Below are 25,772 nucleotides of genomic sequence, written 5' to 3' on the forward strand. Positions count from 1 at the left end.
CATGCGCGGGCGGGATCCTGCGGCTGGCCCCGGCCGGCCATGAGCGATCCCGCCCCGCATCCCCAGGATGGCACCCCGCCGACCGGCCCGACATTGCCCGGCGGCAAGCTGCGCATCGACAAGTGGCTCTGGCAGGCCCGTTTCTACAAGACCCGCAGCCTGGCCGCGCGCCAGGTCTCTGACGGCCATGTCCGGCTGAACGGCGACCGCGTGACCAAACCCGCCCAACCCGTCACCCCCGGCGATGTCCTGACCTTTCCCCAGGGCCGCGAAATCCGCGTCGTCCGCGTGCTGGCCCTGGGCCATCGTCGTGGCCCGGCCCCCGAAGCCCGGGCGCTCTATGACGATCTCACCCCCGAGTCGCCCCCCGCAGCCGAGCGTGTCGGCGCCCGGCCGACCAAACGAAATCGTCGTGCAATAGACGCCTTGAAGGACACAGGTTCCACGGATGAGGCTTTCTGAAGGTCAACGTTCCGACCGTGATTTTTCTGGCGGCCATTGCCTTGAACCCCCCCGAAACCTGTTCTAGCTACACTCCGTCAGCCGATACGGAAGCCCGAGCCAAATGACCTATGTCGTCACCGACAACTGCATCAACTGCAAGTACACCGATTGCGTGGAAGTCTGCCCCGTGGACTGTTTCTACGAAGGTGAAAACACGCTGGTGATCCATCCTGACGAATGCATCGACTGCGGTGTCTGCGAACCCGAATGCCCGGCCGACGCCATCCGCCCGGATACCGAGCCGGACATGGAAGAATGGGTCGAATTCAACCGCAAGTATTCGGAACTCTGGCCGGTGATCATCTCGAAGAAGGACCCGATGCCCGATTACGAAAAGCATGACGGCGAAGAGGGCAAGCTCGAGAAATACTTCTCCGAAGCCCCTGGCGAGGGCGGCTGAGCGATTCGCCCGCGGCGCCAGGTGCCGCAACGTTTCGGGCCCGGTTTGCCGCAAATCGGCGGTGAATCGCCCGTGGTTTGATCATATCCCGGCCTGCCGCCGGTCCACTCGCCTTTTCCGGGCGCCAATTTTGTGGTATAAGGCAGGTTCAACGAAGCCTACGGCCGGAGCTGTCCACATCTTGCTGCCACTCAGGGACGGCTAACATCGATCCATCAGAACCGCTGGACGGGATATCAAGTTTCCCGGCCTGCGGATCTTTGTCGCCTGCTCCGGCCGTCAAGCAAGGAAAAACTTGAATGAGTAAATCGAAGAAGCTCGAATTCCGCCCCAATGACTACGTGGTATACCCGGCGCATGGCGTTGGCCAGATCATGTCGATCGAGGAGCAGGAAGTCGCCGGCATCAAGCTGGAGCTTTTCGTTATTTCCTTCGAAAAGGACAAGATGACCCTGCGGGTGCCCACCGCCAAGGCCACCGAGATCGGGATGCGCTCGCTGTCCTCGCCGGACGTGATTTCCAAGGCCATGACCACGCTCAAGGGCAAGGCCAAGGTCAAGCGGGCCATGTGGTCGCGCCGGGCTCAGGAATACGAACAGAAGATCAATTCGGGCGATCTGATCTCGATCGCCGAGGTGGTCCGCGACCTGCACCGCACCGATGACCAGCGCGAGCAGAGCTATTCGGAACGCCAGCTCTACGAAGCCGCGCTCGAACGGCTGACCCGCGAAGTTGCCGCCGTGTCGGGCAGCGACGAGGTTGCCGCGGCCAAGAAGGTCGACGATGTGCTGATGTCGCGCGCGGCCTGATCCGCCCGCCGGCATAGCGCCGTCCGCAAAAACAAGGCCGCGCCCGGGCGCGGCCTTTGTCGTTTCTGCCCTGCTGTATTTCTGTCCTGCTGTGTCGCGCCGGCCCCGCCCTCAAGCCGCGATCAGCGCACCCAGCAACACGGCCAACGCGGTCAGCTGCTGAGTCGCCCCCAGGATGTCGCCGGTCTGGCCGCCCAGCCGGTGCATCGCGAGGCGCCCCAGCAAGGGGGCGACAAGCAGACCCGGCCCGATCAGCGCCCAGGCCAGCGCCGCCACCCCGCCCAGCCCGGCCGTCACCACCGCCGCCAGCCCCAGGGCCAGCCCCACCGGCCAGGCCGGCGGCTGGCCCACGTGGCGCGCCAGCCCGTCCTTGCGCGCATGGGGCAGGGCGGTCATCAGCACCGTCACCATCGCCCGCGAAACCACTTCGGCCAGAATCAGCGGCACGATCCCCATGGGCAGCAACACGGCCAGCGCCTGCCAGCGCAGCCCCACCGACAGCACGAGCGCCAGCAGCCCATAGGTGCCGATCCGGCTGTCGCGCATGATCTCCAGCCGCCGCTCAGGCGTCATCCCGCCCCAGAGCCCGTCCGCCGTGTCCGCCAGCCCGTCCTCGTGCATCGCCCCGGTGGCCATGACCTGCACCACCAGCACCAGCCCGGCGGCCACCCCGGCCGGCAGGCCGATGGCCAGCCCGGCCAGCCCGGCGCCCCCGGCCAGAAGCGCCACGACCAGCCCCACCAGCGGAAAGGCCCAGGCCGCCCGGGCCTGGCCGTCGAACGCTCCGTCGGGCAGGCGGGGCAGGGGCAGCCGGGTCAGCAGGGCCAGGGCCACGCCGATATCCATCAGGGGGCGAATTCTGCGCATGTTGCGGCTCGGCTCTTGTCGCGAGGATCTGGGCCGTTAAACACCTCGCACCGACAGGATGCAACGAGGTCCCCGATGACGGCTCCCTTCACCACGCTCGACGAATTCCGCACCCTGCTGTCCCGGGCCCCCGCGCCCGACCAGCCGGCCATCGATGGCGCCCGGGACCGCAACACCCAGCTGACCAAGCCCCCCGGCGCGCTCGGCCGTCTCGAGGACCTGGCCGCCTGGTATGCCGGCTGGCGGGCGGACCCGCGCCCGGTGATCACCGCGCCCCAGGTCATCGTCTTTGCCGGCAACCATGGCGTCGCCGCCCGCGGCGTCTCGGCCTTTCCGCCCGATGTCACCGTCCAGATGGTGGCCAATTTCCGGGCCGGCGGCGCGGCGATCAACCAACTCGCCCGCGAGGCCGGCGCCCGGATGGATGTCCATGCCTTGGACCTCGACCGCCCGACCGCCGATTTCACCGAAGGCCCGGCCATGACCGAGGCCGATTGCGTCGCCGCCCTGGCCCTGGGCTGGCAGGCCGTCGATCCTGCCAGCGACCTGCTGGTCGTGGGCGAGATGGGCATCGGCAACACCACTCCGGCCGCGGCCATCGCCCTGGCGCTCTTCGGCGGCGAGGCCGGTGACTGGACCGGCCGTGGCACCGGGGTGGACGATGCCGCCCTGGCGCTCAAGACACAGGTCGTGGCCGATGGCGTGGCCCGCCACGGTGCCGCCGGCGACGGGCTGGCCATCCTGGCTTGCCTCGGCGGGCGCGAACTGGCCGCCATGGCCGGCGCCATCGCCGCCGCCCGCGCCCATCGCATTCCCGTCATCCTCGATGGGTTCATCTGCTGCGCCGCGGCCGCCACGCTCGACGCTGCCGCGCCCGGCGCGCTCGATCATGCCATCGCCGGTCATTGCAGCGCCGAAGGCGCCCATGCCGCCGTGCTCGACCGGCTCGGCAAGACCCCTCTGCTGTCCCTGGGCCTGCGGCTGGGCGAGGGCTCGGGCGCGGCGCTGGCCATCCCGCTGCTCAAGGCCGCGCTGGCCTGCCATTCCGGCATGGCCACCTTCGCCGAAGCCGGCGTCTCGGCCGGCTGAACGGCCCAAAGCCCGGTCCGGCCCCCCTGATCGCGCTTGCCGGGCCTCCGGGCCCGGTTATGATCGGCCGGACTTCGAACACCACAATGGCCGGGGCAACGGCCGCGATCACGACAACGGGGCAGGCAACATGAAGATCAGAACCATCGCCTTGGCCTTGGGCCTGATGACCGCCCAGCTCCTGCCGGCGCCCACCCGCGCCGAAAGCCCGCTGCTCGACGTGCCCAATTTCCCCGATTTCGCCCTGCTGGGCGTAGGCCGCGGCCCGCGCTATCTCGGCTCGGACGAAGACACCGTTGCCGTGGCCCCTGCCGTCCAACTCGATCTCGGGTCGCAATATGTCAGCCTTCAGGCCAATTACCTCAGCATCAACCTGATGCACCATGGCCGCTGGCAGGCCGGCCCGGCCGGCATCCTGCGCTTCGGCCGGCGCAACGTCGACAACCCTCAGATCGACGCCCTGCCGGATGTCGACATGTCGGTCGATCTCGGCGGCTTCCTCGCCTATGAATTCGGAGGCCCCGATCCGCGCGACCGCTGGCGCTTCAACTTTGGCGCCCTTCAGGATGTCACCGGAGCCCATGGCGGGATGGTCGCCGATTTCGGCATCCGCCGCTGGCTGCCCGTCGGCCGCTACGGCGCCTTCGGCCTGGCCGCCGCCGCCTCATGGGGCTCCGAGGATTACATGGATACCTATTTCTCGGTCAGCCCCGCGGATGCCCTGCTCAGTGGCCTGCCGTCCTATTCCGCCGGCCCGGGCTGGCGCGATGCCCGCGCCATGGCCCTCTTCGTCCAGCCGGTCAGCCGGGAATGGGCCGTCGGCGCCGGGCTGCTCTATTCCTACCTGCTCCAGGATGCCGGCTCCAGCCCGGTCACCCTTTCGCGCGACCAGCTCTATTTCGGCATCGGCATCGCCCGCGCCTGGTAACCCTGCCAACCGCCTGGCACCCCGCCCTTTGCCCGGTTGCCCCCAACACGCCCCCCTCCGGCCAGAGCGCCACGCTCCTGCTTCTTTCTCTTCATAAATATCCGGCCGTCGGCCCGCCCTGGCGCGCAATATCCCAGAAAAGGGCGCTGCCCCTTTCGCCCCACGACGCAACACGCGGGACACGAGCGTAGCAATCCAGGACAGGGCGTGCCCACGGCGCAGAACCCCGGAAACGGGCGCCTCTGCCCACCACCGTGACGCAACAATCCAAAATGCGCGCTGCCCCGTCCGCTGCCGGGCACAGCACCCTGAACAGCGCGCCGCACCTACCGACCGTACCGCCAAGACAGCCTCTCGCCCCCTCAGGCCGATTTCTTCGTCGTCTCGCTGGCCCGCGACATCAGCGCCGTCTCCAGGTCCTTCTGCAACTCCCGCGCCCGCGCGATATAAGCCGCGTTCTGTGTTGTCGGCACCTCGGGGTCCCACAGGTCGGCCAGCTCGCGCACCGTCTGCCGGTCGTGGGTGTAGAACGTCTGTTCCGCCGTCGCCGCCTCGAACTCGGTCAACCCGGCGTTCTCCAGCACGTAACGCCCGGCCCGCAGGCTCGAATCGAACATCTCGCGCACGATGTCATTGGCCCCGGCCCGGTAGAGCTCGTAGACTTGGTTGCGGTCATAGGCCCGGGCGATGATATGCAGGTCGGGGCGCTCGCGCCGGGCATAGGTCACCAGCTGGGTCACCTTCTTGGGATCGTCCATCGCCGCGACCAGGATGCGCGCCTTGCCCAGCCCCGCCGCCCGCAACAGCTCGGGCCGGGTCGGATCGCCCAGGAACCCCTTGAAGCCGAACCGCCGCATCAGCTGGATCGTCTCCATGTCGTGGTCCAGAACCACCGTCTGGATCCCGCTGGCCTGCACCAGCCGGTTCACGATCTGGCCGAACCGCCCGATGCCGGCAATGATCACCGGGCCTTCGACGGTGATCGGATCGGGCTCCAGCACGGTCTTGGCCTCGGTCATCCGCCGCGACAGCCGGTCATACAGGATGAACAGCGCCGGCGTGATCAGCATCGACAGCGCCACGACCAGCAACAGCGTCTCGCCCACGGCATTTGTGATCACATTCTGCTGCAGCGAGAACGAGATCAGCACGAAACCGAATTCCCCGGCCTGGGCCAGCGACAGGGTGAACAGCCACAGGTCGCGCCGGCGCAGGCCAAAGGTGCGCCCCAGCAGGTAGAGGATCGCGCCCTTGGCCACCATCAGCAGCAGCGTCATGCCCAGGATGCGCAGCGGGTCTCCAAAGAGCACGCCGAACTGGATGCCCGCGCCCACGGTGATGAAAAACAGCCCCAGCAACAAGCCCTTGAACGGCTCCAGGTCGCTTTCCATCTCGTGCTTGAATTCGCTGTTGGCCAGCACGACACCGGCCAGGAATGTGCCAAGTGCCGGTGACAGGCCAACCAGCGTCATCAGGAAGGCAATGCCCACCACGATCAGCAGGGCCACGGCCGTATGCATCTCGCGCAGGCGCGAGACATAGATGAAATGAAACAGCGGCCGGACCAGGTAGATCCCGGCCAGGATCACCGCCGCCACCGCCGCCAGGGTCACCAGCGTCACGCCCCAGCCGGGCAGCCCTTCGACCAGCGACAGCTCGGCGCCATGACCCGCCCCATGGCCGGCGCCGTGTTCGGCGCCATTGGTCCCGGCCAGCTCGATCGTGCCGCTGTCGTTCACCCGCGCTCGCTGGGCCGGGCCCTGGTGCACGGCGGTGGCCGACAGCAGGGGCAGGAAGGCCAGGATCGGGATCACGGCCACGTCCTGGGTCAGCAGCACGGAAAACACGCTGCGCCCGCCCTGGGTCTGGGTCAGCCCCTTTTCCGACAGGGTCTGCAGCACGATGGCTGTCGAGGACAGCGCCAGGGTCAGCCCGATCGACAGCGCCGGCCCCCAGCCCTGGCCAAAGGCCATGGTCACGGCCATCAGCGCCAGCGCTGTCAGAATGACCTGCGGCGCGCCCAGCCCCATCAGCTTGGTCCGCATGTTCCACAGCGTGCGCGGGTCCAGTTCCAGCCCGATCAGGAACAGCATCATGACCACGCCGAACTCGGCCACGTGCTGGATGCTTTCTGTCTCGGACCCTACCAGCCCCAGCACCGGCCCGACGATGATGCCCGCCGCCAGGTAGCCCAGCACCGATCCCAGCCCCAGCCGCGCGGCGATCGGCACGGCCAGCACGGCCGTCGCCAGGTAGATCGTGGCCTGGTAGAGAAAGCTTTCCATGTCGTCGGGTCCTTTCGGGTCGGATGGGGCGGCGCGGGCAGGGGCCCGGGGTCAGGTCGGCAGGGGCGCGTCGCGCTTGAGCTGGTCCATGACGATCTGGCTCTGCACCCGGGCGACGGCCGGATGGGTCAGCAGGACCTCGTGCAGCAGCCGGTTCAGCCCGGCCAGGTCGGCGCAATAGACCCGCAGCAGGTAATCGGCCTCGCCGGTCATGGTCCAGGCGCTGGTGATCTCGGGCCGGGTGCTGACCAGCCGGGCAAAGCTTTTCGATTGTTCGGGCCCGTGGCGGGCCAGCTGGACCTGGACAAAGCCCTGCACCGTCAGCCCCAGCCGCGCCGGATCGAGCCGCGCGGCATATCCCTGGATGTAACCCTCGGCCTCCAGCCGCTGGCGTCGCCGGCCGGCCTGGCTGGGCGACAGGTTCAGCATCTCGCCCAGCTGGTGGGCGGTGAGGTGGGCATCGGTCTGCAGGGCGGCCAGCAGCCGCGTGTCGGTGGCATCAAGCATCTGCGCAAATTTCATCTGTCGCCCGGGTTTCATGCGGAGTTTAAGCGTAAATCCATGATCGTTGCATGAACAATGCGCAAAATACTCCCCGGCCATGACGTATTTTTGATCCAACCCGACGGTTGCCCGTCCGGCAAGGAGGATCAGGCCATGGGACCTTTCCCGCACGACGCCCCGAAATCGCAGATCACGGCCGACAACCCGGCCGGCACCGACGGGTTCGAATTCGTCGAATTCGCCCATCCCGACCCGCAGGCTTTGCGCGATCTCTTCAGCCGCATGGGCTATGTGCTGGTCGGCCGCCACAAGGCCAAGGAGGTCGAACTCTGGCAGCAGGGCGACATCACCTATGTGCTAAACGCCGATCCGCAATCCTTTGCCGCGCGCTTCGTGGCCGAACACGGGCCCTGTGCCCCGTCGATGGGCTGGCGGGTGGTCGATGCGCGCCATGCCTATGATCGGGCGATCTCCCTGGGGGCCGAGCCCTACGATGCGCCGGACAAGACGATGAACGTGCCGGCGATCAAGGGCATCGGGGGGTCGCTGATCTATTTCATCGACCAGTATTACGACACCTCGCCCTATAACGAGGAGTTCGACTGGCTGGCCCCGTCGAAGCCGCGCGGTGTCGGGTTTTTCTACCTCGATCACCTGACGCACAATGTCTTCAAGGGCAACATGGACACCTGGTTCCGGTTCTACGGCGACCTGTTCAATTTCCGCCAGATCCGCTTCTTCGACATCGAGGGCAAGTATTCCGGCCTGTTCAGCCGTGCGCTGACCTCGCCCTGCGGCCGCATCCGCATTCCGATCAACGAGGACCGGGGCGAGACCGGCCAGATCGTGGCCTACCTGAAGAAATACAAGGGCGAGGGCATCCAGCATATCGCCGTGGGGGCCGACGACATCTATGATTCGGTGGATGCGATTTCCGAGCGGGGGATCGCCTTCATGCCCGGGCCGAACGCGGCCTATTACGACGCTTCGCGCGAGCGGGTGCAGGGCCATGACGAGCCGCTGGAGCGGATGCGCCGCCATGGCATCCTGATCGACGGCGAAGGCGTGGTGGATGGCGGCGAAACCAGGATCCTGCTGCAGATCTTCTCCAAGACGGTGATCGGGCCGATCTTCTTCGAGTTCATCCAGCGCAAGGGCGATGACGGCTTCGGCGAGGGCAATTTCAAGGCGCTCTTCGAATCCATCGAGCAGGAACAGATCGCCAACGGAGAACTGGCCGCCGAATGACGCCGGCGCGTCCCCCTGCAAGGGGGGATGAGCCGACCACGGCTGTGGCCCTGCGGCCTGCGTCTTGGTGCCCTGTCCGAAGTCAGCAACGGCCCGACACCTTTCCCGATGTCATCTGTGCCGCGCCGCCTGTCTGCATGTAGACAGCATCCTTGCCGTGCGGCCTGTCCGCACGCAGGCAGGGCTATGCAATCAGCGATGCGCCGCCTTGTTCAAGACAACCGCACCGCGCCGCCCGTTCCCGTGTCAGCCGCGCGGCATCCGCAGCACCACGTTGCGCCCGCCCTTCTGGTAGCGCAACTCGCTGTCGCCGATGGCCACGATCTGGCCCCCGTCGATCCGGTCGCCAACCTTGACCTTCTTGTAGCGCCCCGACGACAGCCGGACCAGCGCCCGGCGGTTCGACGGCGTGCCATACACCCCGATCAGGTTGACCTGCCGCAGGTTGATCGCGTTCTTGATCGTCGCCTGCTTGGCCACGCTCGACGGGCTTGGTCCGGTCGGGCTGGCCGATTGGTTGCGCGGCACCGCCGGCGCATTGCGGCTGGCCGCCGGGGGCGGGGCCGTGGCCACCGGGGCCGCCGCGGCCAGGTTCGAGGCCGTTGACGCTGCCGCCGCCGGGCCGGCCGACGCGCTCTGGCTTCGCGGCGCCGGAGCCTGGGCTGCTTCCACCGTCGCGGCAAAGCCCGAGGGGCGTGCCTTGGGTGTCAGTCCGGCCAGGCGCTGATCGGCTTCGCTCAGCAGGATTTCCTCGACCGCATCGGCAATCGTCTCTGGCGGCGCCTGCTCGGGCAACTCGGGCTCGTAGGGCCGTTCGCGCGGGCGTACGCCGCCCAGTTCGGCCAGGGTCAGCCCGCCCAGGCGCGAGCGTTCGGCATTTTCAACCAGGTCGCCGGGCCGGCTGCGCGGCCGGCGGTCGGGCAGGGCCGGCTGCAGGGCCTCTTCGGTCTCGGCCGGCTCGACCCGTGCGGGCGTCGGCGGCGGCACCTTGCTGGGCTGGCCGAGGTAGACCAGCACCCCGTCCGGTGTCACCGCGCCTTCCGGCGTCGGCTCCACCAGCCCCAGCGCGTCGAGCTTGAAGGCAATCCCCGGGCCGGCCGGCGAGGCCACGCCCGAGGGGGAGACATCGGTCTCGAAACTGGCTGGGCGGGGCAGGGCCAGCGCGTCCTGGGTCAGCGTCGCGCCGTCGATGGCGGCGACAAAGAGATCGTCCAGCGTGATCACGCCCGGCGTGCGCGGGTGATCGGGGGCCGTGCTCCAGATGCCGGTCGCGGCGTAGGTCGCAGGGTCGGGTGCGGCCGCGGGTGCTGCGGGTGCGGCCGCCGGATCGGGTCCGAAATCCGCCAGCGGATCATCGGCCAGCGCTTCGAGATCGGTCGCTGCCCAGGCGTCCTCGTCCCCGGCCGTGGCAGACATCGCCGCGTCCCCGGCCAATGTGTCGGCCTCTGCGTCTGGCTCGTCGGGTGCCGCCAGCGCATCCAGCACCGCCGCATCGGTTTCCGACAGGCTGTCTTCGGTCAGCGCCGCCGGGCCGCTGCCATCCAGGGCCAGGTCGGTCTCGGGCAGCAGGTCGGGCGCGTTGTCGGCCCCGGTATCCGCCGCGCCCATCTCGGGCCCGTCGCTCAGCACATCGGCCTGCGGCTCGACCCTTTGCACGGGCATGGCCAGGACGCGCGGATCGACTGCCGCCTCGTCCAGGTTGGCCGCCGGTTCCTCGATCATGACATCGGCCACGACGGGCTCGCGGCTGAACAGCTTGCTGACCGGATTGTCCGTGAAGATCGCGGCAAAGGCCGCCACGCCGGCCAGCACGATCAACAGGATGACCGTCAGGAACAGGCCGAGGAAGCGCGGCTTGGATCGCTGCGGCGGGGTCTTCTGGCGCGCGCCAAAGACCGTCATGCGGGCGGTGTCGTTCTCGGGTTCGGGCAGCGGTTGGGCAGCCATCGCCGGGGCGAGCGCCGGATCGGCAACCACGGGCCGGGACGCGGGCGGGGGCGGCGCGGGCTGGGCCCTGCGCCGGCTCATGAACCCGGTGCGGGCCGTGCCGTCACCGTCGGCGGCCGGCGGGGCGGCGCGCAGGGTGGCGGCCGCGGCCTGGGGCGATACGCCCGGCGCGCTGGCCGGTGCCAGCCGCTGCGGGGCGGCGGCCGGGGCCAGCCCGGCCGAGCGTGGCCCGACCTGCGGAGCCGTGGCCCCGGGTGCCGCAACCGTCGGCGCGGGGCGCGACTGGCGCGGGGGAATGCGCTGATGGGCGGGGATCGGGATGATGTCGGCCGCCTCGGATGCGGGTGTCTCGTCAGGCCGGGCCCGGCGCGAGGTGAACCCGGCGGGGGCCTCGTCCGGTGTGGCCGGGGGCGGGGCGGGCGGCGTCGGGGCGGCGATCGGCGGATTGCCGCCGTCCGCGGCCCCCTCTGCGGTCTGGTCCTCGCCGTCCGGCTCCGCCGTGGCCGGGGTGGCGGCCGGATCGACCGTTTCGGCCGGCGGTTCCGGCGGCTGTGCCGCAGGGGCCGGCCGGGGCCCGCCGATGACCATGGTCGCACCGTCCGGCTCGACCGCGTCACCCGGTGCCAGGACCTTGGCCGCATGGGCCGCGGGGCCAAAGAACGGCTCGCCCGGGAACGCCGCCGGATCGGGCCGGGCGACAAAGGACACGGGGGCAAAGCCATGCTCCACGGCAAAACCCTCGGCCTCGGCCAGGGTCTCGCGGGCCACGGCCGCAACATGGGTCAGCGCGCCTTCGGCCGACACGTCAAAGGCCAGCTCGTCCACCGTGTAAGGCGTGGCGCCATCCAGCGCTCGCGCTGCCGCCTCACGGCGCGCGGCTGGGGGAATATCGCCCGTGTTTACAGTGATATAGCGGATCTGATCCTCGGGCAGCACGATCTTGCTGGCCAGGGCTTCGGCCGCCGGCGCCCCGGCCTGGGCACGCAGCCCGGCCATGGCCGCGGCCAGGTCGCCCGCGTCCAGACGCACCTCACCGACGGGGTGCCATTGGCCTTCCCCGCGCGACAACAACGTGATTCCCTCGAATGACAGAGAGAGTGCAAATCCCGGTTTCATACTGCTACGACTTCTGCATTCCGTCCGGCGGTTCTGGTCCCGGCGGCACCCATGATACCTCGTCCATCCAGTTTACTGGTTTCCGTCGCGGAGGAAAAGGAAAACGCGCGACCGCCCCTTGTCGGCGCCCCGTTGCCGGACCCATCTTTAGGGTCCAAATCTACGGAGGATTGGTATGCAGAGGATTAAGAGCGGGCTGAGAAATGGCACCTTCGCCCTGATGGTTGGCCTGGCCGCCGGATTGGCCGCCCAGGTGACCCCCGGCGAAGCCCGGGCCGACAGCCCCCTGCGCGAGATCACGGTGTCGGGCCAGGGCAGCGTGGCCGCCGGCCCGGACATGGCCACGATCACCATCGGCGTGACCGAACAGGCCGACGAGGCCCGCGACGCCATGCAGCAGGCCTCGGTCTCGGTCAGCGCGATCCTGGAACGGCTGGGCGAGATGGGCATCGACCCGTCCGACATCCAGACCCGCCGGCTGACCGTCAACCCGGTCTGGTCCAACCGCCGCAGCGGCGATGAACCGGCCCAGATCACCGGGTTCGTCGCGTCCAATGCCATCAGCCTGCGCATCCGCGACCTGTCGAGCCTGGGTGGCGTGCTGGACCAGATCCTGGCCGAAGGGGCCAATGATTTCGGCGGGCTGCAATTCTCGCTGCAGGATCCCGAACCGCTGGTCAACGATGCCCGCCGGGCCGCCGTGGCCGATGCCATGGCCAAGGCCCAGCTGTACGCCGAGGCCGCCGGCGTGACGCTGGGCCCGGTGCAAAGCCTGTCCGAACAGGGCGGCAACCCCCGGCCGATGATGATGGAAATGGCCGCTGCCCGGGATGTCTCGGTACCCGTGGCCCAGGGCGAGGTCACGGTCGAGTCCTCGGTCACCATGGTCTTCACCATCGCCGACTGACCCTTTCGGGCCGTGCCGGGCCGGCGGGGGCGATCCTCCGCCGGCCCGTTTCCCGTCAGGCCGTGGCCTTGGTCAGCGCCTGGTCCAGGTCGCCGATCAGGTCGTCGGCATCCTCGATCCCGATCGACACGCGCACCATGTCCGGCCCGGCCCCGGCCGCTTCCTGCTGCTCGGGCGTCAGCTGGCGGTGGGTGGTCGAGGCCGAGTGGATGATCAGCGAGCGGGTATCGCCCAGGTTGGCCACGTGGCTGAAGATCTCAAGCGCATTGACCAGCTTCACGCAGGCCTCGTAGCCGCCCTTGACCGAGAAGGTGAACAGCCCGCCGGCGCCCTTGGGGCAGATCCGCGCGACCCGGTCGTTGTAGGGCGACGAGGGCAGCCCGGCATAGGTCACCTTGCCGATGCGCGGATCGGCTTCCAGCCAGCGGGCGAGTTTCTCGGCATTGGCCACGTGGCGGTCCATCCGCAGCGACAGGGTCTCGATGCCCATCAGCGTGTAATGGGCGGCCTGGGGGTTCATCGTCATGCCCAGGTCGCGCAGGCCCACGGCGATGCCATGGAAGGTAAAGGCCAGGGGGCCGAAGGTCTCGTGGAAGGTCAGCCCGTGATAGGCCGGCTCGGGCGCCGAGAGCGAGGGGAACTTGTCCGAGGCCGACCAGTCGAACCGCCCGGAATCGACGATCGCCCCGCCGGTCACCGTGCCGTTGCCGGTCAGGTACTTGGTCGTCGAATGCACGACCAGCGTGGCCCCGTGGTCGATCGGCCGGCAGAGGTAGGGCGTGGCCGAGGTATTGTCGACGATCAGCGGCAGCCCGGCGGCATCGGCCACGGCGGAGACGGCATCGAGATCGGTGATGTAGCCGCCCGGGTTGGCGATGGATTCGCAGAACACCGCCCGGGTGTCATCGTCGATCGCCGCCTTCAGGGCATCGAGGTCGTCGAAATCGACGAACTTGGCCGACCAGCCGAACCGCTTGATGGTCTGGCTGAACTGGGTGACCGTGCCGCCGTACAGCCGGGTCGACACGACCACGTTGCGCCCGGGGCCCATCAGGGGGAACAGGGCCATGATCTGGGCGGCATGGCCCGACGAACAGCAAACCCCGCCGACCCCGCCTTCCAGCGTTGCGATGCGCTCCTGCAGCACGGCAACGGTCGGGTTGGTCAGGCGGGAATAGATGAAGCCCACTTCCTGCAGGTTGAACAGCGCCGCGGCGTGGTCGGCATCGCGAAAGACATAGGCCGTGGTCTGATAGATCGGCGTCTGCCGCGCGCCGGTGGCCGGGTCGGGCCGCGCGCCGGCATGGATCTGCAACGTGTCGAAGCCGTAGACGGGGGCGTCGGTCATGGTGTCCTCCCAAACTGGTTAGTCAGCGCCGAACCCCGGCGCCGCCCCTGTCTAGGCCCTTTGACGTGGCGGCACAACGCGCCCCGAAGCGCCCCGGCGTGACCCCGCGTGCGGCCCGTTCCCGCACGCCTGCCACCCTCGTCCCGGTCCCGTCCCGCGCTGCTTCTTCGACCCGGCTATCGGCCCATCGCCGCATTCTTGTTCCGGCCACCGCGATCCCGGCCCGTCCCCGGGCTCCCACCCCGGCGAACGTTGCCCTGGCCTTGCCGTCCCGCGGCCCACCCCGCCCGGGACCGGGCCGGCCCTGACCCCCGAAGCGCCCCGGCTGCTGCTTCTTTCTCTTTCCAAATATCCGGCCGGACATTGCCGCCCCCGCGCCCCGTCCGGGCAGGGGCCTCAGCGCATCCAGAACCCGTTGTCCTTGATCCGGTTGCGGATCGCCTGTTCCCGCCGGGGCAGGTCCTCGCGGTCGAACAGCGCCCGCACCTTCCGGCCGCGCCCCTGGAAGATCATCCGCTTCATCGGCTCGTGACCCTTCAGCACCTTCTTGATCCAGTTCGGCGCCGTCACCTCTTCCAGCACCTCGACCACCCGGTCGCTTTCGCGCGCGTAAAGCAGCGGCAACAGCCGGTAATGACAGCTCACCGCCCCGTCCAGCAGCCCCTCGGGCAGGGTCCGCTTGCCCCCGCCCAGCGACCGGATCACCAGCGGCAGCGCGACCTGGTCCAGCCAGGGATCCAGGCTCTGGCAGACCAGCGGGGCGGGCGGGTCGTCGCGGATCGACAGCGCATAGTCGAGGAACCGCTGGCCCATCACCCGCGGGCAGTGGTAAAAGAAGAACCCCGCGTTGAAATAGAGATAGCGCTGCCAGTATTCGCGCGGCCAGCCCGGGTCCTGGCTGGCCTCGAAATCCAGCCCGAACCGCGTGTAGAGCGCGCCCCAGATCTCTTCGTAGCCCGGCCCGTAAAGCTCGATCTTGGGCCAGGTCCCCTCGCGCCGCAGCGAGGCCGTGGGCCGGTCGAAATCAAAGGGCACGCGGGCCAGGTCGCCGGTGATCAGCGTGTCGCTGTCGAAGAACACGAACGGCTCGCCCTCGGGCAGGGCCAGCAGCGCCTCGATCTTGTTGCCATAGGGATAAGACGACCCGAAATGGTGGCTCTCGAAGGGCAGGATCTCGGCGCCCAGCCGGTCGTAGAGCGCCAGCATCCCGTCGTCCTTCACCGCCGGGTCGCTGCCCCAGAGCGGTCCCGCTTGCGGGACGGCGATGAACAGCCGGCCGGCGAAATCCGGCGCATTGGCCCGCAGCGACGCCGCAAAGACCGCCGCCTCATAGGACAGCCGGCCGGCCTGGGCCACGATCACCACGTTGAACACCGCCGGATCGGCGGCCAGTCCAGGCGGGGTCGGGCGGATTGGGGATTGGCTGGGACCCATGGGTTTTGCCATACTCGCGTCGCGGGCATTATCGCCCCGTTTGGTTCAGACTTATTAGCCCCGTCCGGCCGGGTCAAACCCCGCGCCCCGTGGCATCGCATTTCGATTGGATACCGCATGTTCCGCCAATTGTTTTCCCGGCATTCCGCCCGTCTCCTGCCCATCTTCTGCCTGCCCTTGCTGACCGCCCTGGCCTTGCCGGTCGCCGCGCAAGAGGCCAACACCGGCCGGTTCACCACCGCCGAAGAGGTCCGCCCTGTTCTCGACATCACCCGGACCTCCTGGGTGGCCATCGGCGAATATGACGGCAACGACTGGCTTTACGTCACCCAGGTCATGTCCTGGCGTTGCGGGCTGGAGGAAATGCGCGTGGCCGTCAACGATGCCCCGGCCGAGATCTGGCCGCTGATCGACTGCCATGTCGAGACCAACGCGCCCAATGCCATCCATTCCGACGATCCCACCCCGGCCCGGCGCTTTCCGCTGGACCATGTCCAGAAGGTGCGGGTCGAGCTGACGCTGGACGATGGCACGACGATGGCCCAGGTCTTCGAGCGCAAGGGCGTCAAAATCAACTGAGCGCCCGTCCGTGCGGGGCGGCCGCCCGCGCCCAAGGGCCTAACAATGCCATTAGGGGGCGGCCGATATCGGCGCGCCCCAGGCTTGGCGCTCCTCGCATGTCCTGCGCTTGCCAGCGCCGGAGTGGCCGACGCTGCCGGGACTCGGGCCTGTCCTGCGTCCGGTCCCTGTCGCAACAGGTGCGCCGGGCCCACGCCGAACCGGCCGCCTGGGTCCGTATCCCGCACAACGACACCCCTCGCTACCCGCTTCGGCCTCGCCGGCTGTGGGCGCGGCTGTCCCTTCAAGGGCGCGGCCATATCGCACGCGCCCCAGGTCACACTGCCCGGGCGGCCGTCTGCCCGGCCCCCCGGGAGGGGCCGGCGCGGTGATCAAGGCTTCAGCGTGCGGTCGAGGCAGGCCAGCCAGTTGTCGCAGGCCAGCTTGGACACCAGCTTGGGCCCGTAGCCGTGGGCGGCCATGGCCTCCAGCAGGCGCGGCACGCCGGTCACGTCGCCGATGGCCTCGGGGATCACCGCCCCGTCGAAATCCGACCCCAGCCCGACGTGATCCTCGCCCAGCTTCTCCATCAGGTAATCCAGATGGCGCAGCATCGGGTCAAAGCCCATGGCCGGGTCCGACACCCCGTCCTCGGCCAGGAAGAAGGTCGCAAAGTTCAGCCCGACCATGCCGCCGGAATCGCGGATCTGGCCCAGCTGGCGATCCGTCAGGTTGCGCGCCGAGGAGCAGACGGCATGGGCGTTGGAATGGCTGGCCACCAGCGGCGCATCCGACAGCCGGGCCACGTCGTCGACCCCGGCCGCGTTGAGGTGCGACAGGTCGATCAGGATGCCCAGCTCGTTGCACAGCCGCACCAGGTCCTTGCCTGCCTCGGTCAGGCCCGGGCCGGTGTCGGGATCGCCCGGGTAGCGCATCGGCACGCCATGGCCGAAGATCGTCGGCCGGCTCCAGACCGGGCCGAGCGAGCGCAGGCCCATCTCGTGGAAGAGGTAGAGCGCATCCAGGTCCGGCCCGATCGCCTCGGCGCCTTCCATGTGCAGCACCCCGGCAATGCGCCCCCAGTCGATCGCCGCGCGGATGTCGCGGGGCGTGCGGCAGATGGCGAAATCCTCGGGCGCGCTGCGTTCCATCCAGTGCAGCAGGCCGACCATGGTCATCGCCGTGGCCTGGCTGATGTCATGGGTCATCAGCGGCGGCAGCGGCAGGTCGTAGGGCGGGTTGGCCATCAGGGCCATGAAATCGGTGGCCTCGCCGGTCTGCACCGGCGGGACGAAGACGGCAAACAGCCCGCCGACAAAGCCCGCCTCCTTCATCCTCTTCAGGTCCAGGTGGCCCTGGCCGGTATCGCCCAGCCAGAGATCTTCGCGCGGGGTGTCCGAGGTCATCAGCCGCAGCAGATAGTCGTTATGTCCGTCGAAATAGGGAAGGGGGGAGGTCATGCGTCGGGATCTTTCCGGAAATGCAGGCAACGGGCCGGGTCTAGCATGGGCCGGAGCCGGGATCGAAGGGGGCGCGTGGGGGCCGGCGGGCAGGGGGTGTCGAATTTGTCCGGGCGCCGGGAGCAAACGCCGCAGCTTTGGGCGGGAACCGGCCCGGGCGGGCAGAAAGGCTTTGAACTTTGCCCCCGGCCTGACGTAACGCCACGGGCAAGACCCGGACCGTGCCGAGCCGCCGCCCGGGGCAACGTCACGTGCCGAGGTGCCCCATGTTCAACTTGTCCGACCCGTCCCGCCTGATCACGCCCTGGCGCGCGGTGGCCGCGTCCTTTGCGCTCAACGGGTTCCTGCTGGGCACCTGGGCCGCGCGCGTGCCGGCGGTGATGGAGCGCCACGGGCTGAGCGAGGGCGCATTGGGCCTGCAATTGCTGCTGATGGGCCTGGGCGCGCTGATTTCCTTTCCCGTCGCCGGGCGCCAGGCCGACCGGCTGGGCGCGGTGCGGGTGACGCGCTGGCTGGTGGCGGCCTACCTGGCCGTGCTGGTGCTGGTCGGGCTGGCGCCCGGGCCGGTGACGCTGGGTGCGGCGCTGTTCTTCTTCGGCATGTGCCACGGGGCGATGGACGTGACGATGAATGCCTGGGCCAGCGAGGTGGAAAAGCACCTGGGCCGCCCGGTGATGTCGTCGATCCATGCCATGTGGAGCTTTGGGGCCGGGGCCGGGCTGGGCTTTGTGGTGACCGGGGCGCAGATGGGCGTGCCGGCGCATTTCGCCCTGGCCGCCGCGCTGGCCACCGTGATCTTTGTGCCCTTCCTGACCCTGCGCTGGTCGTCCGAACTGCGCCCGGGCGCGGCGGGTGACCCGGTCTTTGCCCTGCCGCGCGGGCCGCTGATCCTGGTCGGCATCATCGCCATGTCGGCCGGCCTGGGCGAAGGCGCCATGGCCGATTGGAGCGCGGTGTTCCTGCGCGACGTGATGGGCACGTCGGATGCCCAGGCGGCCCTGGGCTATGCCGTGTTCTCGGTGGCCATGGTGGCCATGCGGCTCTGTGCCGACCGGCTGGTCGACCGGTTCGGCGCGCTGGCCGTGGCGCGCACCAGCGGGCTTGTCGCGGCGGTGGGGATCTTCTGCGTCACCGGCCTGTCGAGCCTGGGCTTTGCCCTGGCAGGGTTCGCGCTGATGGGGCTGGGCTATGCCGCGCTGGTGCCGCTGGCCTTCAGCCGGGCGGCCCGCGATCCGCATGTGCCGCCGGGCCAGGGCATCGCGGCGGTGGCCACGCTGGGCTATGGCGCGATGCTGATGGGCCCGCCGGCCATCGGCCAGATCGCCGAGCTGGCTTCGTTGCGGCTGGCCTTTGTCCTGCTGGGCGGCTTTGCCCTGGCCATTGCCGTGCTGGCCCCGGTGCTGGCCCGCCGCCCGGCGGCCGACGCGGCGGCCAAAGGCGACGCGCCGGCCTGCTGAGGCCGGCGCAGCCGATGGCCCCGGGCGCCGTGCCCGGCGGTCAGTGGGCGATCATGACGTGGCGCGGGACGGTGTAATCCTCGAGCGCATACATCGACATGTCCTTGCCATAGCCCGATTGTTTCAGCCCGCCGTGGGGCATTTCGTTGACCAGCATGAAATGCGTGTTCACCCAGGTGCAGCCGTATTGCAGCCGGGCCGACATATCCAGCGCCCGGCCGATGTCGGTGGTCCAGACCGACGAGGCCAGGCCGTACTGGCTGTCATTGGCCCAGGCCACGGCGGTGTCGGCATCGTCGAACCGGGTGACCGACACGACCGGGCCAAAGACCTCGCGCTGGACGATCTCGTCGGTCTGCAGCGCCCCGGCCACGACGGTCGGCTGGTAGTAGAACCCGGTGCCCCCGGCCAGGTCGCCGCCGGTGGTGACCTCGACATGTTTCAGCTCTGACGCCCGCTGGACAAAGCTGGCCACCCGGTCGCGCTGGCGCTGCGAGATCAGCGGCGGGATCTCGTTCAGGGTGTCGTCGGCATTGTCGTAGACGATCGAGGACACGGCGCTGCTGAGATCGGCCACCAGGTTGTCATAGATCTTCGGCCCCGCGTAGATCCGGCAGGCGGCGGTGCAATCCTGGCCGGCGTTGTAATAGCCGAAGGCCTTCAGCCCCTCGACCACGCGGCCCAGGTCGGCGTCGTCCATCACGATGACGGGCGCCTTGCCGCCCAGTTCCAGGTGCGTGCGCTTGACCGATTTCGACGCGGCCTGCAGCACCTTCTTGCCGGTTGCCACGTCGCCGGTGATCGACACCATGTTGATGTCGGGATGGTTGATCAGCGCGTTGCCCACCGTCGCGCCCTGGCCCAGGATCACGTTGACCACGCCTTCGGGCAGGATGCCGGCCAGGACCTCGGCCATCAGCAGGGCGGTCAGCGGCGTCTGTTCGGATGGCTTCATGACGATCGTGTTGCCGCCTGCCAGGGCGGGGGCCAGTTTCCAGGCCATCATCATCAGCGGATAGTTCCACGGCGCGATCGAGGCCACGACACCCACCGGATCGCGCCGGATCATTGAGGTATGGCCTTCCATGTATTCCCCGGCCACCGGCCCGTGCATGTTGCGCACGGCCCCCGCGAAGAAGCGGAAGCAATCGGCCACGGCGGGGATTTCCTCGTTGCGGACCTCGTTGATCGGCTTGCCGCAGTTCAGGGCCTCCAGCTGGGCGAACTCCTCAAGCCGGGCCTCGACCGCATCGGCAATGGCCAGCAGCAGGGCCGACCGGGCCGAGGGCGTGGTGCGCGCCCAGCCGGGAAAGGCGGCCTTGGCCGCGGCCACGGCCCGGGCGACCTGGTCAAGGCTGGCCTCGGGCATCGGCACGATCAGCGCGCCGGTGCGCGGGTTCAGGACCTGTTCCTCGGTCTCGGTGCCGGCTTCCATGGCCGCGCCGATCAGCATCTTGGTCTGCATGGGGATATCCTCCGGTTATTTGCCCTGGCCGGCGACCGTGTCGGTCCCGCGGGTCAGGTAATAGGCGCCCAGGATGGGCAGAAGGGTGACCAGCACGACGACCATGGCAACCACGTTGGTCACGGGCCGTTCGCGCGGGCGGACAAGTTCTTCGAGCATCCAGATCGGCAGGGTCTGCTGCTGGCCGGCGGTGAAGGTGGTGACGATGACCTCGTCGAAGCTGAGCGCAAAGGCCAGCATGCCGCCGACCACCAGCGCCGTGCCGATATTGGGCAGGATCACGTGGCGCAGGGTCTGGAACATGTTGGCGCCCAGGTCCATCGAGGCCTCGATCAGGCTGCCAGAGGTGCGGCGGAACCGGGCAACGGCGTTGTTGTAGACGATCACCACGCAGAAGGTCGCGTGGCCCAGGACGATGGTCCAGGTGCTGAAGGGGATCTCGGCCAGGGAAAAGGCCGAGCGCAGGGCGATGCCGGTGACGACGCCGGGCAGGGCGATGGGCAGGATGACCAGCAGCGAGATGGTTTCGCGCCCGAAGAACCGGGTCCGGCTGACGGCGGCGGCGCAGAGCGTGCCCAGGATCATGGCGATCACCGTCGAGATCGCCGCGACCTTGACCGACAGCTGCAGGGCCTCCCAGACGTCCGGCCTGTTCCAGGTCACGGCGAACCATTTCAGGGTCAGGCCGGGGGGCGGCCAGGCAAAGGATTTCTCTTCGGTGGTGAAGGCATAGACGAAGATCAGCAGGATCGGCAGGTGCAGGAACAGCAAGCCCGCTCCGGCGGCGAGTTTCAGCGACAGGGGCGCGCGGTCAGAGTGCATCGAAGGCCCCCATGCGCCGGGCAATGGTCAGGTAGATGCCCATGATCACGATAGGCACGACGGCAAAGGCCGCGGCCAGCGGGATGTTCCCGGCGATGCCCTGGTGCTGATAGACGGCCTGGCCGATGAACAGCCGCGAGGTGCCGATGATCTGGGGAATGATGTAGTCCCCCAGCGTCAGCGAGAAGGTAAAGATCGACCCGGCCACCACCCCCGGCAGGGCCAGGGGCAGCAGCACGTGGCGAAAGGTCTGGCCGGGTTTCGCGCCCAGGTCGCCCGAGGCTTCGAGCATCGAGGCGGGCACCCGTTCCAAGGCGGCCTGGATCGGCAGGATCATGAAGGGCATCCAGACATAGACGAAGACGATGAAGGTGCCGGTGGGGCTGACCGACAGCGAATTGCCGCCCACCACGGGCAGCGACAGGTAGGCATCGAGCAGCCACAGCAGGTGCAGCTTGTCCAGCGCCCAGGTCAGGATGCCTTCCTTGGCCAGGATCAGTTTCCAGGCGTAGATCTTGACCAGGTAGCTCGACCAGAGCGGCATCATCACCCCGATGTAGAACACCGCGCGCCAGCGGCCGCGGGCAAAGCGGGCGGCGTAATAGGCGATGGGAAAGGCGATGACCGCCGAGGCCAGGGTGGCACAGGCGGCCATGGTCACCGTGCGCAGGATGATGTCGAAATTGGTGGGGGTGAAGAGCTCGGCATAGGTGCGCAGGGTGAATTCGTAATTGATCAGCCCGGTGAAGTGGTCGATCGAGAAGAAGCTTTGCAGCAGCAGCGCGAAAAGCGAGCCCAGGTAGATGATGCCCAGCCACAGGACCGGGGGCGTCAGCAGCAGGATCAGCAGCAGGGTCGGCCGGCGCCACAGCATGTCGGACACCCGCGTGGCGGTGCTGTCGGCGCGGGGCAGGGTGGCCCGGGGGTCTGCCATGGTCATGCCCCGCGCGCCATCAGGTGCAGGTTCTCGGGCGCCCAGGCCAGGGCCAGCTCGTCGCCCGTTTCCGGGCGCCGCGCATCCTGCGGCAGGAGGGCGGTGAACCGGTTGCCCTCGGCCTCGACGCTGACACGGGTGGTCAGGCCGAGAAAGCTGAGCCCGGTGACGCGGGCCTTCAGCGGACCATCGGCGGCCAGGCGCAGGTGTTCGGGCCGGATGGCGGCGGGGCAGGCGGTGCCGGTCAGTCGGGCGACGATCTCGGCCGGCAACACGTTCGAGGACCCAACGAAATCGGCCACGAAGGGCACGTCGGGGCGGAAATAGATGTCTTCGGGCGTGCCGACCTGTTCGATCCGGCCCTGGTTGAACACGGCCACGCGGTCGGCCATCGACAGGGCCTCGCCCTGGTCGTGGGTGACGAAGACGAAGGTGATGCCCAGCTGGCGCTGCAGGCCCTTGAGCTCCTCCTGCATCTGCTCGCGCAGCTTGAGGTCCAGCGCGCCCAGCGGTTCGTCCAGCAGCAGGACGCGGGGCTTGTTGACCAGCGCGCGGGCCAGGGCGACCCTCTGGCGCTGACCGCCCGACAGTTCCGACGGCTTGCGCTTGCCGTAGCCGCCCAGGCGGACCATCTCCAAGGCGGCCTCGGCGGCCGCGTGGCGGGCCCGCCGGGGCTGGCCGGCGATCATCAGCCCGTAGGCCACGTTGTCGATCACGTTGAGATGCGGGAACAGGGCGTAATCCTGGAACACCGTGTTCACCTGGCGCTTGTAGGGCGGCAGCTCGGCCACGGGGGCGCCAAAGATGCGGATGTCGCCCTGGCTTGGCCGTTCGAACCCGGCGATCAGGCGCAGGCAGGTGGTCTTGCCCGAGCCGGACGGGCCCAGCATGGCAAAGAACTCGCCTTCGGCAATGTCGAGGTCAACGCCATCCACCGCCTTCACGTCACCGAAATGACGCGAGACGTGGTCGAAACACACGGCTGTCATGGGAAGTCTCCGGTCGTGGTCCGCGCCACCCCGGGGGCAGCGCGGAGGAAGGGGATCAGCGGCCGCCGATCACGCCGATATAGTCGGACACCCAGCGGTAATAGGGCACGCATTCGCCCTGGCTTTCGCATTGGGTGACGGGGGTTTTCCAGAAGCGGATCTTGTCGAACTGGGACAGGCCGTTGGCGTCGCAGCCGTCCTGGGTCTGCATGCCCCGCCCGTCGGAACAGGCTGCCGGCACCGAGGGCACCGCGCCGAACCAGACCGAGAGGTCGGATTGCAGGTTGGAACTCAGCTGGTGTTCGAACCACATGTAGGCGCAGTTGGGATGTTCGCTGTCGGCATGCAGCATGGTCGTGTCGGCCCAGCCGGTGGCGCCTTCGACCGGGATGACCGAGGCCACCGGCACGCTGTCGGCCTTGAGCAGGTTGACCTGGAAGGGCCAGGAGCCCGAGGCCATCATGCCTTCGTTCTTGAAATCGTCGATCTGGATGAAGGCGTCGTGCCAATAGCGGCTGACCAGTTCACGCTGCTGGCGCAGCAGGTCGAGGGCCGCGTTGTACTGGTCCTGGTTCAGCTCGTAGGGGTCCTCGATGCCCAGCTCGGGCTGGTGGTACATCAGGTACATGGCCGCATCGGCAATGTGGATCGGCCCGTCATAGGCCTGCACCCGGCCGGCATTGCTTTCGCCATCGCCCAGGGTGGTTTCCTCGAAGACGACCGACCACGAGGTCGGCGGCTCGGCAAAGGCCTCGGTGTTGTACATCAGCACGTTCGGCCCCCACATGTAGGGCACGCCGTAATGCACGCCGTCGACCGTGTGCCAGGGCGCGTCCTTGAGCCGGTCGTCGACCGTGGACCAGGACGGCACCAGGTCGGTGTTGATCGGCTGCACGCGCTTGCCGGCGATCATCCGCAGGCTGGCATCGCCCGAGGCGGTGACGAGGTCGAAGCCGCCTTCGTTCATCAGCGCGACCATCTCGTCCGAGGTATTGGCCGTCTTGACCGACACCATGCAGCCGGTGGCCTCTTCGAAGCCGGTCACCCAGTCGAAGGCCGGGTCGGTTTCGCCGCGTTCGACATAACCGGCCCAGGCCACGATCGACAGCGCACCTTCGCCTTCGCCGATCTCGGTCATCTGGGCCATGCTCGCCGTTGCCACCGAGGCAGCGGTGAACGAGGCCACCACGGCGGTGAGGAATTGGGTCTTCATTGCGGTCTCCCTGTCGGCGGGCCAGCCGATGCCGTTGGCCGGACGGGCTCCGGCCCCGGGTCGCGACCCTGATCATTGTCCTGTTGGTTCCCCGGCCGCGTGGTCACGCGGGGGGCTGCGGTTCCGGTTCATGCCGAAGGGCACGGTCCTGCCGCCGTGGGAAAACTATGCGAAGCCCGTGCTGCATTCGCAAATTCATTAATCAGAAAGTGGCATTCGGAAAAACCGATAGCTCAGATCCGCAGGTGGCGCCCGGCCTGGCCCGTCTGGCCCATCCGCGCCAGCGAGATGAAATCGCGCACGGCATCCGACAGGGGCAGGCCGCGGCGCCAGACCACGCCGACCTGCACGATGGGCAGCGCGCCCGACACGTCGCGGCTTTCGATCCGGTCGCCGTCCAGCGACCAGGGCCGATAGACCAGGTCGGGCAGCAGGGCGACGCCCGCGCCTGTGGCCACCAGGGACCGCACCGCTTCGACCGACCGGGTGCGAAAGGCGATCTGGGGCCGTTTGCCGAAGGCCGACAGCAGCTTGACGGCCTCTTCCTCCATCTCGTCGACGTTGAGCATGATCAGCGGTTCGCGGGCGACATCGTCCAGCCCGATGCTTTCGCGGCCGGTCAGCTTGTGTTCCAGCGGCAGCCAGAGCCGGAAGGCCGAGACATCGAGGATTTCGGATTGCAGGGCCATCCGGTCGCGCAGGTTGGAAATGACCATGACGGCCACGTCCAGCTCGCCCCCGATCAGCAGGTGTTCGAGGTATTCGCCGGTATCTTCCAGGGCCGAAACATCGACCATCGGGTTCATCCGGCGATAGCGGGCCAGCAGATCGGACATGACATAGCCGGCCATCAGCGAGGTCACCCCGATGTTCAGCCGTCCCGAGATCCGGCCCGGCTGGCTCTGGAAGGCGCGCCTGGCGCCCGAGACATCGGACAGGATCTTTGTGGCATGGCGCAGGAACTGGTGGCCGGAATGGGTGATGGCCAGCCCCCGGGCATGGCGGTCGAAGAGGCTGACGCCCAGGTCCGCTTCGAGGTTCTTGAGCGCTTCGGTGACCGAGGATTGCGAGATCGACAGGGTCTGCGCCGCACCGATGACCGAGCCCTTTTCGGCCACGGCCACGAAATAGCGCAATTGCTTGAGGGTGAACGACATGCGAGCCTCCGGCTGGTTGTCGCAGTGGACAGGGCCGGGGGGCGGGACGCAAGGGTGTCGAGCCGTCGGAGAGCAGGTCGGATGGGGCGCGAATCAATCGCTGCGCTGTGCTGGGCAAAGGCCGACACTGGCCCCGAAACCCGGCGCGGGGCCCGGTGCGTTCACATCAACCTTGGAAGGGGGGAGATGGTGGGCGACCCTGGAATCGAACCAGGCGTGCGTCTCCGCGAGGGAGTTACAGTCCCCTGCCACACCTTGCGGCCTGTCGCCCATCTCCGGGCGTTGCGCCCGACGTGGAGGCGTGATTACAAGCGCGTCTCAGGGGCGTCAA

The 25,772-nt window shown here is 68.5% G+C and carries 22 protein-coding genes and 1 tRNA gene; 9 read left to right on the forward strand and 14 right to left on the reverse strand.

Features of this window, described 5'->3' with window-relative positions; translation table 11 throughout:
• Window positions 1-39 precede the first annotated feature (39 nt).
• From ACK3BB_RS08920 to ACK3BB_RS08930, 3 genes are all read left to right on the forward strand, one after another.
• Window positions 40-462, forward strand: a complete 423-nt coding sequence (locus ACK3BB_RS08920) for an RNA-binding S4 domain-containing protein (RefSeq protein WP_428928369.1) — start codon at window positions 40-42, stop codon at window positions 460-462.
• A gap of 103 nt (window positions 463-565) precedes the next feature.
• Window positions 566-904, forward strand: a complete 339-nt coding sequence (gene fdxA / locus ACK3BB_RS08925) for a ferredoxin FdxA (RefSeq protein ID WP_428928370.1) — start codon at window positions 566-568, stop codon at window positions 902-904.
• 299 nt (window positions 905-1,203) lie between these two features.
• Window positions 1,204-1,713 (forward strand): CarD family transcriptional regulator, encoded by a 510-nt coding sequence (locus ACK3BB_RS08930; protein WP_428928371.1) that lies wholly within the window; start codon window positions 1,204-1,206, stop codon window positions 1,711-1,713.
• A 111-nt stretch (window positions 1,714-1,824) separates the two neighbouring features.
• Here ACK3BB_RS08930 and cobS read toward each other — a convergent pair whose 3' ends face one another.
• The gene (gene cobS / locus ACK3BB_RS08935) at window positions 1,825-2,580 is read right to left on the reverse strand and encodes an adenosylcobinamide-GDP ribazoletransferase (protein WP_428928372.1); all 756 of its coding nucleotides are present in this window, start codon (window positions 2,578-2,580) and stop codon (window positions 1,825-1,827) included.
• A 75-nt stretch (window positions 2,581-2,655) separates the two neighbouring features.
• Here cobS and cobT point away from each other — a divergent pair, with 75 nt between their 5' ends.
• Together cobT and ACK3BB_RS08945 are read left to right on the forward strand one after the other, a co-directional pair.
• Entirely contained in the window at window positions 2,656-3,669 is a 1,014-nt protein-coding gene (gene cobT, locus ACK3BB_RS08940; RefSeq protein ID WP_428928373.1) for a nicotinate-nucleotide--dimethylbenzimidazole phosphoribosyltransferase, read from the forward strand.
• A gap of 130 nt (window positions 3,670-3,799) precedes the next feature.
• Window positions 3,800-4,597, forward strand: coding sequence for a MipA/OmpV family protein (locus tag ACK3BB_RS08945; RefSeq protein ID WP_428928374.1), 798 nt, complete (start codon window positions 3,800-3,802; stop codon window positions 4,595-4,597).
• 362 nt (window positions 4,598-4,959) lie between these two features.
• Here ACK3BB_RS08945 and ACK3BB_RS08950 read toward each other — a convergent pair whose 3' ends face one another.
• Together ACK3BB_RS08950 and ACK3BB_RS08955 are read right to left on the reverse strand one after the other, a co-directional pair.
• Window positions 4,960-6,882, reverse strand: a complete 1,923-nt coding sequence (locus ACK3BB_RS08950) for a cation:proton antiporter (RefSeq protein WP_428928375.1) — start codon at window positions 6,880-6,882, stop codon at window positions 4,960-4,962.
• A gap of 51 nt (window positions 6,883-6,933) precedes the next feature.
• Window positions 6,934-7,389 carry an Lrp/AsnC family transcriptional regulator gene (locus tag ACK3BB_RS08955; protein ID WP_428928706.1) on the reverse strand — a complete coding sequence of 152 codons (456 nt, stop codon included), beginning with the start codon at window positions 7,387-7,389 and terminating at the stop codon, window positions 6,934-6,936.
• Window positions 7,390-7,539: 150 nt separating this feature from the next.
• On the opposite strand from ACK3BB_RS08955, the gene hppD reads away from it, so the two are divergent.
• Window positions 7,540-8,634 carry a 4-hydroxyphenylpyruvate dioxygenase gene (gene hppD, locus ACK3BB_RS08960; RefSeq protein WP_428928376.1) on the forward strand — a complete coding sequence of 365 codons (1,095 nt, stop codon included), beginning with the start codon at window positions 7,540-7,542 and terminating at the stop codon, window positions 8,632-8,634.
• Between the two features lie 246 nt (window positions 8,635-8,880).
• Here hppD and ACK3BB_RS08965 read toward each other — a convergent pair whose 3' ends face one another.
• Entirely contained in the window at window positions 8,881-11,649 is a 2,769-nt protein-coding gene (locus tag ACK3BB_RS08965) for a hypothetical protein (protein WP_428928377.1), read from the reverse strand.
• Window positions 11,650-11,872: 223 nt separating this feature from the next.
• On the opposite strand from ACK3BB_RS08965, the gene ACK3BB_RS08970 reads away from it, so the two are divergent.
• Window positions 11,873-12,604, forward strand: a complete 732-nt coding sequence (locus ACK3BB_RS08970) for an SIMPL domain-containing protein (RefSeq protein WP_428928378.1) — start codon at window positions 11,873-11,875, stop codon at window positions 12,602-12,604.
• Window positions 12,605-12,659: 55 nt separating this feature from the next.
• Here the strand turns inward: ACK3BB_RS08970 and ACK3BB_RS08975 are convergent, their stop codons facing one another.
• Together ACK3BB_RS08975 and ACK3BB_RS08980 are read right to left on the reverse strand one after the other, a co-directional pair.
• Window positions 12,660-13,952, reverse strand: a complete 1,293-nt coding sequence (locus ACK3BB_RS08975; protein ID WP_428928379.1) for an O-acetylhomoserine aminocarboxypropyltransferase/cysteine synthase family protein — start codon at window positions 13,950-13,952, stop codon at window positions 12,660-12,662.
• Window positions 13,953-14,348: 396 nt separating this feature from the next.
• A complete protein-coding gene (locus ACK3BB_RS08980; protein WP_428928380.1) occupies window positions 14,349-15,386 on the reverse strand; it encodes a hypothetical protein in 1,038 nt (345 codons plus the stop codon).
• A gap of 117 nt (window positions 15,387-15,503) precedes the next feature.
• On the opposite strand from ACK3BB_RS08980, the gene ACK3BB_RS08985 reads away from it, so the two are divergent.
• Entirely contained in the window at window positions 15,504-15,965 is a 462-nt protein-coding gene (locus ACK3BB_RS08985) for a hypothetical protein (RefSeq protein WP_428928381.1), read from the forward strand.
• 371 nt (window positions 15,966-16,336) lie between these two features.
• On the opposite strand, the gene ACK3BB_RS08990 is transcribed toward ACK3BB_RS08985, so the two are convergent.
• Window positions 16,337-17,404 (reverse strand): dipeptidase, encoded by a 1,068-nt coding sequence (locus ACK3BB_RS08990; RefSeq protein WP_428928382.1) that lies wholly within the window; start codon window positions 17,402-17,404, stop codon window positions 16,337-16,339.
• Window positions 17,405-17,670: 266 nt separating this feature from the next.
• On the opposite strand from ACK3BB_RS08990, the gene ACK3BB_RS08995 reads away from it, so the two are divergent.
• Window positions 17,671-18,861 carry an MFS transporter gene (locus ACK3BB_RS08995; protein WP_428928383.1) on the forward strand — a complete coding sequence of 397 codons (1,191 nt, stop codon included), beginning with the start codon at window positions 17,671-17,673 and terminating at the stop codon, window positions 18,859-18,861.
• A gap of 40 nt (window positions 18,862-18,901) precedes the next feature.
• Here ACK3BB_RS08995 and ACK3BB_RS09000 read toward each other — a convergent pair whose 3' ends face one another.
• The 7 genes from ACK3BB_RS09000 to ACK3BB_RS09030 all read right to left on the reverse strand — a co-directional run bounded on the left by ACK3BB_RS09000 (window position 18,902) and on the right by ACK3BB_RS09030 (window position 25,712).
• The gene (locus ACK3BB_RS09000) at window positions 18,902-20,326 is read right to left on the reverse strand and encodes a gamma-aminobutyraldehyde dehydrogenase (protein ID WP_428928384.1); all 1,425 of its coding nucleotides are present in this window, start codon (window positions 20,324-20,326) and stop codon (window positions 18,902-18,904) included.
• Between the two features lie 15 nt (window positions 20,327-20,341).
• A complete protein-coding gene (locus tag ACK3BB_RS09005) occupies window positions 20,342-21,148 on the reverse strand; it encodes an ABC transporter permease (RefSeq protein WP_428928385.1) in 807 nt (268 codons plus the stop codon).
• The gene (locus ACK3BB_RS09010) at window positions 21,138-22,088 is read right to left on the reverse strand and encodes an ABC transporter permease (RefSeq protein ID WP_428928386.1); all 951 of its coding nucleotides are present in this window, start codon (window positions 22,086-22,088) and stop codon (window positions 21,138-21,140) included. Before ACK3BB_RS09010 ends, ACK3BB_RS09005 begins: the two co-directional genes overlap by 11 nt.
• Entirely contained in the window at window positions 22,085-23,071 is a 987-nt protein-coding gene (locus tag ACK3BB_RS09015) for an ABC transporter ATP-binding protein (RefSeq protein WP_428928387.1), read from the reverse strand. The genes ACK3BB_RS09010 and ACK3BB_RS09015 overlap by 4 nt, the downstream gene beginning before the upstream one ends.
• A 55-nt stretch (window positions 23,072-23,126) precedes the next feature.
• On the reverse strand, window positions 23,127-24,284 hold the full coding sequence (locus ACK3BB_RS09020; protein WP_428928388.1) for an ABC transporter substrate-binding protein: 1,158 nt from the start codon (window positions 24,282-24,284) through the stop codon (window positions 23,127-23,129).
• Window positions 24,285-24,517: 233 nt separating this feature from the next.
• Window positions 24,518-25,441, reverse strand: coding sequence for a LysR family transcriptional regulator (locus ACK3BB_RS09025; protein WP_428928389.1), 924 nt, complete (start codon window positions 25,439-25,441; stop codon window positions 24,518-24,520).
• A gap of 187 nt (window positions 25,442-25,628) precedes the next feature.
• Window positions 25,629-25,712, reverse strand: a tRNA-Tyr gene (locus ACK3BB_RS09030).
• Between the last annotated feature and the right edge of the window lie 60 nt (window positions 25,713-25,772).

The organism is Marinibacterium sp. SX1, from assembly GCF_050389775.1.
Taxonomy (GTDB): Bacteria; Pseudomonadota; Alphaproteobacteria; order Rhodobacterales; family Rhodobacteraceae; genus Marinibacterium.

Excerpts from the sequence above, each read along its gene's own strand:
- ACK3BB_RS08920 (WP_428928369.1), top strand. The coding sequence starts at position 40 with ATGAGCGATCCCGCCCCGCATCCCCAGGATGGCACCCCGCCGACCGGC.
- fdxA (WP_428928370.1), top strand. The coding sequence starts at position 566 with ATGACCTATGTCGTCACCGACAACTGCATCAACTGCAAGTACACCGAT.
- ACK3BB_RS08930 (WP_428928371.1), top strand. The coding sequence starts at position 1,204 with ATGAGTAAATCGAAGAAGCTCGAATTCCGCCCCAATGACTACGTGGTA.
- cobS (WP_428928372.1), bottom strand. The coding sequence starts at position 2,580 with ATGCGCAGAATTCGCCCCCTGATGGATATCGGCGTGGCCCTGGCCCTG.
- cobT (WP_428928373.1), top strand. The coding sequence starts at position 2,656 with ATGACGGCTCCCTTCACCACGCTCGACGAATTCCGCACCCTGCTGTCC.
- ACK3BB_RS08945 (WP_428928374.1), top strand. The coding sequence starts at position 3,800 with ATGAAGATCAGAACCATCGCCTTGGCCTTGGGCCTGATGACCGCCCAG.
- ACK3BB_RS08950 (WP_428928375.1), bottom strand. The coding sequence starts at position 6,882 with ATGGAAAGCTTTCTCTACCAGGCCACGATCTACCTGGCGACGGCCGTG.
- ACK3BB_RS08955 (WP_428928706.1), bottom strand. The coding sequence starts at position 7,389 with ATGCTTGATGCCACCGACACGCGGCTGCTGGCCGCCCTGCAGACCGAT.
- hppD (WP_428928376.1), top strand. The coding sequence starts at position 7,540 with ATGGGACCTTTCCCGCACGACGCCCCGAAATCGCAGATCACGGCCGAC.
- ACK3BB_RS08970 (WP_428928378.1), top strand. The coding sequence starts at position 11,873 with ATGCAGAGGATTAAGAGCGGGCTGAGAAATGGCACCTTCGCCCTGATG.
- ACK3BB_RS08975 (WP_428928379.1), bottom strand. The coding sequence starts at position 13,952 with ATGACCGACGCCCCCGTCTACGGCTTCGACACGTTGCAGATCCATGCC.
- ACK3BB_RS08980 (WP_428928380.1), bottom strand. The coding sequence starts at position 15,386 with ATGGGTCCCAGCCAATCCCCAATCCGCCCGACCCCGCCTGGACTGGCC.
- ACK3BB_RS08985 (WP_428928381.1), top strand. The coding sequence starts at position 15,504 with ATGTTCCGCCAATTGTTTTCCCGGCATTCCGCCCGTCTCCTGCCCATC.
- ACK3BB_RS08990 (WP_428928382.1), bottom strand. The coding sequence starts at position 17,404 with ATGACCTCCCCCCTTCCCTATTTCGACGGACATAACGACTATCTGCTG.
- ACK3BB_RS08995 (WP_428928383.1), top strand. The coding sequence starts at position 17,671 with ATGTTCAACTTGTCCGACCCGTCCCGCCTGATCACGCCCTGGCGCGCG.
- ACK3BB_RS09000 (WP_428928384.1), bottom strand. The coding sequence starts at position 20,326 with ATGCAGACCAAGATGCTGATCGGCGCGGCCATGGAAGCCGGCACCGAG.
- ACK3BB_RS09005 (WP_428928385.1), bottom strand. The coding sequence starts at position 21,148 with ATGCACTCTGACCGCGCGCCCCTGTCGCTGAAACTCGCCGCCGGAGCG.
- ACK3BB_RS09010 (WP_428928386.1), bottom strand. The coding sequence starts at position 22,088 with ATGACCATGGCAGACCCCCGGGCCACCCTGCCCCGCGCCGACAGCACC.
- ACK3BB_RS09015 (WP_428928387.1), bottom strand. The coding sequence starts at position 23,071 with ATGACAGCCGTGTGTTTCGACCACGTCTCGCGTCATTTCGGTGACGTG.
- ACK3BB_RS09020 (WP_428928388.1), bottom strand. The coding sequence starts at position 24,284 with ATGAAGACCCAATTCCTCACCGCCGTGGTGGCCTCGTTCACCGCTGCC.
- ACK3BB_RS09025 (WP_428928389.1), bottom strand. The coding sequence starts at position 25,441 with ATGTCGTTCACCCTCAAGCAATTGCGCTATTTCGTGGCCGTGGCCGAA.